This is a genomic window from Methylobacterium sp. UNC378MF (assembly GCF_900103195.1).
Taxonomy (GTDB): Bacteria; Pseudomonadota; Alphaproteobacteria; order Rhizobiales; family Beijerinckiaceae; genus Methylobacterium.
The window spans coordinates 174,042-182,052 of the sequence record NZ_FMWU01000014.1; the positions used below are offsets into that span (position 1 = coordinate 174,042).

Annotated in this window: 7 protein-coding genes and 1 pseudogene; 2 read left to right on the forward strand and 6 right to left on the reverse strand. The window is 67.2% G+C overall.

Annotated elements, in window-relative coordinates; translation table 11 throughout:
- Window positions 1-3: 3 nt before the first annotated feature.
- Window positions 4-795 (reverse strand): ABC transporter permease, encoded by a 792-nt coding sequence (locus BLT59_RS16445; RefSeq protein ID WP_091782298.1) that lies wholly within the window; start codon window positions 793-795, stop codon window positions 4-6.
- Complete coding sequence (locus BLT59_RS16450; protein ID WP_244514021.1) at window positions 792-1,574, reverse strand: ABC transporter permease; 783 nt, start codon at window positions 1,572-1,574, stop codon at window positions 792-794. The genes BLT59_RS16445 and BLT59_RS16450 overlap by 4 nt, the downstream gene beginning before the upstream one ends.
- 230 nt (window positions 1,575-1,804) lie before the next feature.
- Here BLT59_RS16450 and BLT59_RS16455 point away from each other — a divergent pair, with 230 nt between their 5' ends.
- Window positions 1,805-2,860 (forward strand): LacI family DNA-binding transcriptional regulator, encoded by a 1,056-nt coding sequence (locus BLT59_RS16455; protein WP_210185977.1) that lies wholly within the window; start codon window positions 1,805-1,807, stop codon window positions 2,858-2,860.
- A 713-nt stretch (window positions 2,861-3,573) separates the two neighbouring features.
- On the opposite strand, the gene BLT59_RS16460 is transcribed toward BLT59_RS16455, so the two are convergent.
- The 4 genes and pseudogenes from BLT59_RS16460 to BLT59_RS16475 form a co-directional block, all read right to left on the reverse strand.
- Window positions 3,574-4,110 (reverse strand): inorganic diphosphatase, encoded by a 537-nt coding sequence (locus BLT59_RS16460; protein ID WP_091782305.1) that lies wholly within the window; start codon window positions 4,108-4,110, stop codon window positions 3,574-3,576.
- Window positions 4,111-4,223: 113 nt separating this feature from the next.
- Window positions 4,224-5,153 carry a hypothetical protein gene (locus BLT59_RS16465; RefSeq protein ID WP_091782308.1) on the reverse strand — a complete coding sequence of 310 codons (930 nt, stop codon included), beginning with the start codon at window positions 5,151-5,153 and terminating at the stop codon, window positions 4,224-4,226.
- Window positions 5,154-5,283: 130 nt separating this feature from the next.
- Window positions 5,284-6,288: an HWE histidine kinase domain-containing protein gene (locus BLT59_RS16470; protein ID WP_091782311.1), complete on the reverse strand. Its 1,005-nt coding sequence runs from the start codon at window positions 6,286-6,288 to the stop codon at window positions 5,284-5,286.
- A gap of 809 nt (window positions 6,289-7,097) precedes the next feature.
- Window positions 7,098-7,448: pseudogene (locus BLT59_RS16475) on the reverse strand (transposase); the annotation flags it as partial.
- A 146-nt stretch (window positions 7,449-7,594) separates the two neighbouring features.
- Between BLT59_RS16475 and BLT59_RS16480 the strand changes: the two are divergent.
- A partial coding sequence (locus BLT59_RS16480) for an IS110 family transposase (RefSeq protein ID WP_139174060.1) occupies window positions 7,595-8,011 on the forward strand: 417 nt, incomplete at its 3' end.

Here is an 8,011-nt window from a genome sequence, read left to right on the forward strand (position 1 = left end):
ACCTCAAGCCTGTCCGTGATGCCGGCGGAGGCGGGTCTCGAGCGTGCGCAACGCGACGTCGATGACCACGCCGACGAGGCCGATCGCGACCATTCCGACCATCACGGTCGCGGTCGAGACGGCCCCTTGGGCTTGCACCATCATGTAGCCGACCCCCGTCGAGGCCACGATCAGCTCGGCGCCGACTAGCGATTGCCACCCCAGGCCCGCGCTGATGCGCAGGCCGGCGACGATCGAGGGCAGCGCGGCCGGCAGGAGCACCTCGGCGATCATCCGGTAGCCCGGCGTTCCGAGCATCTCGGCGGCTTCCAGCAGGCGCGCGTCGATGTAGCGGGCGCCGCGATAGGCGTTGATCAGGCAGGGCGGAAAGGCGCCCGCGAAGATGATCAGGATCGGGCCACCGATCCCGGTGCCGAACCAGAGGGCGGCGAAGGGCACCCAGGCGATCGGCGCGATGAAGCGCAGCCCGTCGAAGATCGGCGTGACGATGTCGTCGAGGAGGCGCGACCAGCCCATCGTCAAGCCGAGCGGCACGCCGACCGCGGCGGCGAGCAGGTAGCCGACCAGGAACCGCTGCAGACTGGAGGCGACATGGGCGGGGAGCGTGCCCCCCGCGAACGGCCGCTCGGTCAGGGTCGCGAAGCGCTCCGCCACGGCAACCGGTCCCGGAAGGAACAGCGGCGAGACGAGGCCGGACCGGGCGAGGAACGCCCAGAAGCCGAGGAAGGCCAGGGTGCCAATCGCGCCGAGGGCTAGGCTGCGGTGCAGCGGCAGGGGCTGGCGGGAGGCGATCATGCCGCCCCCCGCAGCTGCGCCCAGCCGATCGCCCGGCGCTCGGCCATCCCCAGCAGCGCGGTGCTGCCGGCACCGAGCACGCCGACGGCGGCCATGCCGACGAGGATCATGCCCGGGTAGAGGTCCTGCTGCGCGACGTTCAGGACGTAGCCGAGCCCCGCGAGCGAGCCGACGAGCTCGGCCGCGACCAGGGTGGTCCAGCTTGCCTGGAGCGCCAGCCGCAGTCCCGTGAAGATCATCGGCGCTGCCGCCGGCGCCAGAACGTCCAGGACAAAGCGCAGCCGCGGTGTGCCGAGCATCTGCGCCGCCTCGACGATGTGCGGCGGCACGCCGCGCACGCCGGTCTGGGTGCTGATCACCGCCGGGGGCAGCGCCGCGATGACGATCACCATCACCTTGGCCTCGTCGCCCAGGCCGAGCCACAGGATGGCGAGCGGGATCCAAGCGAGCGGCGGGATTGGGCGCAGCAGCAAGAAGACGGGATTGATGAGGGCTTCGGCTGTGCGGTTCCAGCCCATCAGCATGCCGAGTGGAACGCCGAGCGCCACCGAGACGACGAAGCCCAGGGCCACGAGCCGGAGCGAATGCAGGACGTGGACGAGAAGCGTCGTATCGGGGTAGCCCCGAACGAGGGCTTGGACTGCCGCCGTCTCCACGTCGACCGGCGCGGGAAAGCGTCCTGCCGAAATTAGGCCTAGGCCGGTGGTCGCGACGTACCAGAGGACGGCGATGACGACGAGCGTCGCCATACCGACGCACATGCGGCGGCTGAACTTCACGGCGTTTCCTCGCGCTGCGGTGGCCGTCTTGTCGCGACGCACCGCATGAGCATTCAATGAATGCGCTTTCATTCTGCGCGTCACCGCAGCCTTGTCAACCACAGGCTCTAATCGTCACTACCTCGCTCGCGCGCCGCCCTTTTCGGCCCGCGATCCGGTGCGGCGGTTGCGTTTTCCTGAATGCGCATTCATCACTGCGCCAGTCGGGATCCGGCCCAGAGTGACTTGCCGTGAAACGTCAGCAGCGCGCGACATTGCAGGCGGTTGCCCAGCGGGCGGGCGTGTCGCCGGCGACCGCCTCGCGTGCGATGGCCGGCGCCGCGATCGTCCACCCAGACACGATCCGCCGGGTACGCGCGGCGGCCGAATCCCTCGGCTACCTGCCCGGCGGCCCGGCCCAGGCTCTGGCATCCGGGCGGACGCACACGATCGGAGCCATTATCCCGACGCTCGATCACTCGATCTTCGCACGCGCGGTCCAGGCGCTGCAGACGACCCTGGGCCGTAACGGCTATCAGCTCCTGATCGCGGCGCACGAATACGCGGCTGCGGAGGAGGCCGCCCTCGTCCGGTCCATGCTCGGTCGCGGGGTCGACGCACTGATGCTGGTCGGCGCGGACCACCTGCCCGAGACCTGGGCTCTCGTCTCCGAGGCCCCGATCCCGGTGGTGCTGACGTGGTCCTTCGATGACCGGCTCGACTCGATCGGCTTCGACAACGCGGAGGCGGGCTATCTCGCGGCTCGGCACCTGCTCTCCAAAGGTCACCGCCGCTTCGGCATGGTCTCAGGATTCACCCAGGCCAACGACCGTGCGCGCCTTCGCATCGACGGCGTGCGGCGGGCTCTCGCGGCGGAGGGGCTTGACCTCTCGAACGCCCGGGTATCGCAGCAGCCCTTCACTCTCGCCGGAGGCCGGGCCGGCCTCCTGCAACTCTTAGGGTTGGCTGAGCCGCCGACGGCCGTGGTGTGCGGCAATGACCTCCTTGCCGTTGGCGTGCTTCTCGAGGCCGAACAGCGCGGCTTGGACGTTCCCCGCGATCTGTCGGTCGTCGGGATCGACAATCTTGAGATCGCGAGCCACATCGCGCCGTCCCTGACGACGATCCATCTTCCGACTGCGGAGCTTGGACGGGAGGTCGCCGAGCATCTTCTAGCCCGCCTTCGCGGGGAAGCGCGCGCGCGTCGGACAGAGATGCCGATCGAGCTGATCGAGCGTCATTCGTCTGGACCGCTACTGATGCCCACCGGTCAGCCGGTCGCGGGGCATCAGCACGGCGTCAAGTGATCCACCTGACCGAACCAATTAGCTGTTATCGAATGCTGTGGAGCGCGCTGCCGTGATGACGTGGCAAGTGAAAAATGTTGAATAACTCAAGCTTCACCTCGATACCAACGTAGATCTCATGAGTATATTTGCACCAAAAATAATGAATCCGATCAGAGATAAGCAGCTCATCGCGCGGTAGAGATCGGTCATCAGCTGCGCTCGAACGCACCTGAATGAACTGCTTCAGGCAAAGTTGGAAAGCTAGAGTCTTGTCAGCTTTTCTGGTTTCTTTCTCCGAAGCGGACAGGCGGCTTACGGCCAGATGACGTCACGCCTGAACGCCATTGCTTGCAGAACCGGACGTTCGGCTTTGCGCCCAACCCGGTCGTCTGAGAGTGTTTGGCGGTATCCTGGAAACGGACATGTGTTGACTTCGACGCCCAAGCACCCTCGGGCCAGTGTCCAATTGAGATCCAACGCCAACTACGCGGAATTCGTTTATCGCGCTTAGGCCAATGAGGACGAGGCCGCCTGCGTCCAGGCCCATCCAGGTCGAGAACTCATGCGACTGGTTCCGCGCTCGGAATGTTCGGGATCCAGTCATGCTCGGGATCGTCAAGACCAGCCCCGCCGATCCGCGAGACCTCCCGAGATTGATGTCTGCTGGCGTTGAGGTTTGAGCTGGAACGCCAGTACCGCCCTAACAGAGACCGGACGTCGGATTTCAGCCGCTAGGAGGCATCGCTCCCCTGCTGAACGAGCGCCAGGGCGACCGCGGCGTCGCCGCGGCGGATCACCTTGAAATCCTTGCCGGCAAGCTGGTTGTATTGGCCGAAGAACGCCTCGACCTCGTCGAGCATGCCAGGGCGCAAGTCGGACAGCGCCTCCACGTGCGCGTGCGTGCGGGCCTTCACAGCCACTCCGATCAGCCGGTCGTTGCGCTCCCAGGTGCCGTCGTGCTCCCTCTGCTCAGCCTCGATCACGCCAAGCAGGCGCGCCTCTAAAACACAGCCGGGGAAGGCCGGTGCGTCCATCACCACGAGGATGTCGAGCGGGTCGCCGTCGGCGCCCTTCGTGGAAGGGATCATCCCGAAATCGTAGGGGAAGCTCATCCCCTCCGGTAGGACCATCGTGAACTGGAAGGCATGGAATGCCTCCGAGTAGGCGTACTTGTTCGGGCTGCCTTTAGGCGTCTCGATCACGACGTGTACGGCGCCGTTCTTGCCGAGGGCAGGCAGGCGGCTGAGGGGTGGTACGGGCACAGTCACGGCTTGGCTCCGGCGCGGTGCCAAGCAGCGCGACAGGAGGTGAACCCCGACGGAGACAATCGAGGTCCCTGGCCCATCACGCCCAGCCTGCATGCCTGACCGCGAGGGCCTGCTTAGCGGCCCTCTTTATCGCCTGCGTCGGCCTTCGTTTCCGGTGACCGACGCGTGGCCTGTGCGCGCTCCAGGGAGGCAGCCCTGCGCCGCTCCTCCCGAAGCACCTCGATGGTCGGCTGCCACCAGCCACGCGCAAGCTCTACCGGCACCGACGCCGCCTGGGCGGGCCAAGCCCGGACCAACTCGTCATGCGTCGGCCTCCGCAGGGTCGCCCAGATCAGTGTGCCGGTCTCGGCCAAAACGTCTGGATAGAAACGTGTGGCGACGGAGGCCTCGACAACCTCGCCCGTAACCGCCTCGAACATCGCGCACCCCGCGTGGGTCATCACAACGCACCCGAGCGGCGGCAGCGCGTCCTCCGGCACGGGATACCGGTTGCGGCGGCGTTCGGCAGCCTCGGCCAATCTCTCCCCATGCTCCTGGGAAGCCCTGCGGCTCCTTTCGCGTTCGCGACGCGCCTCCGGCTCGGCTCGGCGAGCCTCAGCCTCGATGCCCTGCCATCGCCGGCGCAACTCCTCGAAGGACCGGAACGGCACGCGCCACGCCTTCGACGCCGGGTTCCACCGGGCCCAAGGCACCTGCCGCAACTCGGCGACGACGGCGCGGGAATAGGGCGTCCGCACCACCAGGTCGTCCGCGGCGTCCAGGTAAGGGCTCGTGATGGGGTCAAACGCGAACACGTCGCGGCCGCGCTCGTCGGCGTGGGCCAGGACACCTGACCATTCGCGGCTCGACCAGGCGTTCAGTCGCCGCTCCGCCGTGACGCCCGGCACGAACCAGGCCCCCATGTCGTCGCGCCAGCGCGCGCGTGGGAACGCCGCGCGGAACCGCTCCACGGTCATCCTGTCGTACGGGAAGGCCGCCGTCGCTCCGGGCGCACCGTCGCCGGCCTCCCGTTGCGTCGCGCTGAACTGCTCCGTGTCTCCCACCGCCGGTCGCCCTATGTCGGCTCTCGCCAAGCCATGCCAAGGGACCCTTTCGCAAGTTCGGGCACGGGCAACCGGTTCCCGCGCCGCATGTCCTGCAGGTTCCAGTCGGACCGAGCCTTTGAACCCGGAGCTAACGCGATCCGAGCGGGACTCGGACGTCGACCCGCAGGCCGTCGGCGTCGAAGGCGACGTCGACCTCTGCCGCCGTCTGCGCGGTCAGGATCTTGTTCAGCAGTCGCGTTCCGAAGCCTTCCCGGGTCGGCAGCGTCGGGGGCGGTCCGTCATGCTCGTTCCAGAGCCAGCGGAGATGACGTGCGCCGGGCTCGCCCTCGACCGACCATGTCACCGCGACACGGCCTCCCGGATGTGCCAACGCCCCGTGCCGGAGCGCATTCGTGGTCAGCTCGTGCAAGGCCATGCTGACGGGTACCGCCAATTCGGACGGGAGCGCCAGGGCCGGACCTTGGAGCGTGATGCGGCCGTCCTCGCGGTACGGGTCGAGCTCGGCCCGGAGCAGGCCTTCGAAGGAGGCGACCTGCGCCTCGTCCTCGGTGATGAGCGCGTGCGTCCGGGCCAGGGACACGATCCGACCCGTGAAGGCCTGGGTGAACTCCGGCATCGTGAGCGACGAGCGCACGGTGGCGTTCAGGACGGCCTGGACGGTGGCAAGCGTGTTCTTCACCCGGTGATGGAGTTCGCGCACCATGAGCGCCTGCCGGTCCTCGTATGCGCGGCGTGCCGTGACGTCGCGCTGCGCCGAGACCCAGTGCGTGATCCGGCCGTCGGCCTCGCGCACCGGCGTGATCAGCCACTCGACGTTGTAGGTCGAGCCGTCCTTGCGGTAATTCAGCGCCTCGCCCTGGAACGCCTCACCCGCTTCGAGCGAGACCCGTGCCCGGTCGAGCGCCGCACGGTCGGTCCCTGGACCCTGCAGGAAGCGGGGGCTCCGTCCGATCACCTCTCCCAACCCGTAGCCGGTCAGGCGGGTGAACGCGGAGTTGGCGTACTCGATGCGCGGCCCGGGCTCGTCGAGATCCGCCGTCGTGATGAGGATCGCCTCGCCAGTCGCCTCGACCGCGGCCTTGAGCAATCTCAAGTCGATCCCGCCGGACCGGCTTTCGTCTCTATGGGGCACTCAACTCTCTCCCGGAGCGCCGCCCAGGCGCCGCGACGTCACGTCCGGAAGGCCCGAATCTCCGGGCTTCCAACGACGAGGACAACCGCAGACGCCAACCTGGGGTTCTGCCGGCAGGGTCCCGTGATCGCGCTGAAGCTCGACGGCCAGGGTGAGGACATGGACATCGGCGAACGCGTCGACCGCGTCGTGGTCTTAGGGCCCTAGAAGTGGGGCAGGCCCCACGCCTGTTCGTGGCCGTCTTTCCCCGGTACGCAGGGTCGGAGCGGTTCGCCACCGCGTGCTACACGATTGCAGCGCGGTTCTGTCGCGACGCGTGCTGAACGGCGACTAAGTCACAGCGCTCGACCAGCGAGCGGGCCAATTTGTGTGATCTTCACTCAGGCGTCGGGCCGGCGCTGCGTCATCCGCTGTTGACGCGTCCGGTGACTCCGAGGGATGTCACGCTCGTGGACGAGAATCGAACTTAGGGAAACGGAGCTGGTTATATAGTCACAGCAGCCGGAGTTTTGCAGCAAAAATCCAGGTCATCTCCGGAGCTTCGTTCCACCTAGCCCTGCCGCGATGGAGCGCCGCCAGACGTTCGCGGAGGCCTTTCCCTCATGGCTTCCGGCTGAGTTCACGCTGATCGAGCATGCAATCCGTCCTCAGCTAGGCCGAGCCGTTGCCGATGGGGGCGTTGCCGATTGCCGGCCGCAGCGCGTGGCGCTGCAATAACCTCCACTTCCAGTGGTCTCAGATGCACGTACGTGGGATCGAAATCCGACGCCGTCAGCGATCGGCCCCCACGTGGTGGTCCGAGTTCAAAGTTAGTGCAGCGTTGGCGGTTGCTCCACGGGTAGTTTGGCCGGCGGAGCCGGTCGGGCGAGCGCAGCCGGCCAAGCGGTCATGGCCGGCACGAACACCTCTGGAGCTGGTGGCTTATAGCCAAGCGCGCCATGCGGGCGGATCGTGTTGTAGTGCCGACGCCAGCTTTCGATGATGATCTGTGCCTCCTTGAGCGTGTAGAAGATCTCGCCGTTCAGAAGTTCATCCCGCAATCGCGCGTTGAAGCTTTCGACGTAGCCGTTCTCCCACGGTGAGCCCGGCGCGATGTAAGCGGTCGTCGCGCCAACTGCCGCAATCCACGCCTGCACCGACCCGGCGATGAACTCGGGTCCGTAGCACATCGGGAAGATGGCTCGACGGTTCTGGGGCGGCGCGCGAAGCCATGCTGAGCGCAGCGCGCCGCCCTGGGCGGTCATGGCCGATCGGCAGGTCTCTAGAGTGACGGTGTTCGAAGCCTCATTCCGGAGACGGATCGACCATGACCAGACCACAGCTTACGCCGCCGGCCGGCGTTCTCGTAGCCATCGACGTCGCCAAGGCCCGCAACGAGGTCCTCATCGAGGTGCCCGGCTCCGACCGACGACGCCGGTTGAGCGTCCTCAACACCCGCGCCGAGCACGACCGTCTGATCGCGCTGCTGTCGAACCTCGGTCAGCCGGTGACCTGCGGCTTCGAGGCCACCGGCAACTATCACCGCCCGATCGCCTGGCGCCTGCTCCAGGCCGGCTTTGCCGTGCGCCTGGTCTCCTCCGTGGGGCTCGCCCGCACCCGAGAGGCCCTGCACAACGGCTGGGACAAGAACGACCCGAAGGACGCCCAGGTCATGCTGCACATGATCCGCATCGGTGCCTCGCAGGTGTACCACGACCCGCTCGCCGCCGGCATCAACGACGTG

Bases quoted from the DNA above. Each gene is read 5' to 3' on its own strand.
- BLT59_RS16445 (WP_091782298.1), bottom strand. From the start codon at position 795: ATGATCGCCTCCCGCCAGCCCCTGCCGCTGCACCGCAGCCTAGCCCTC.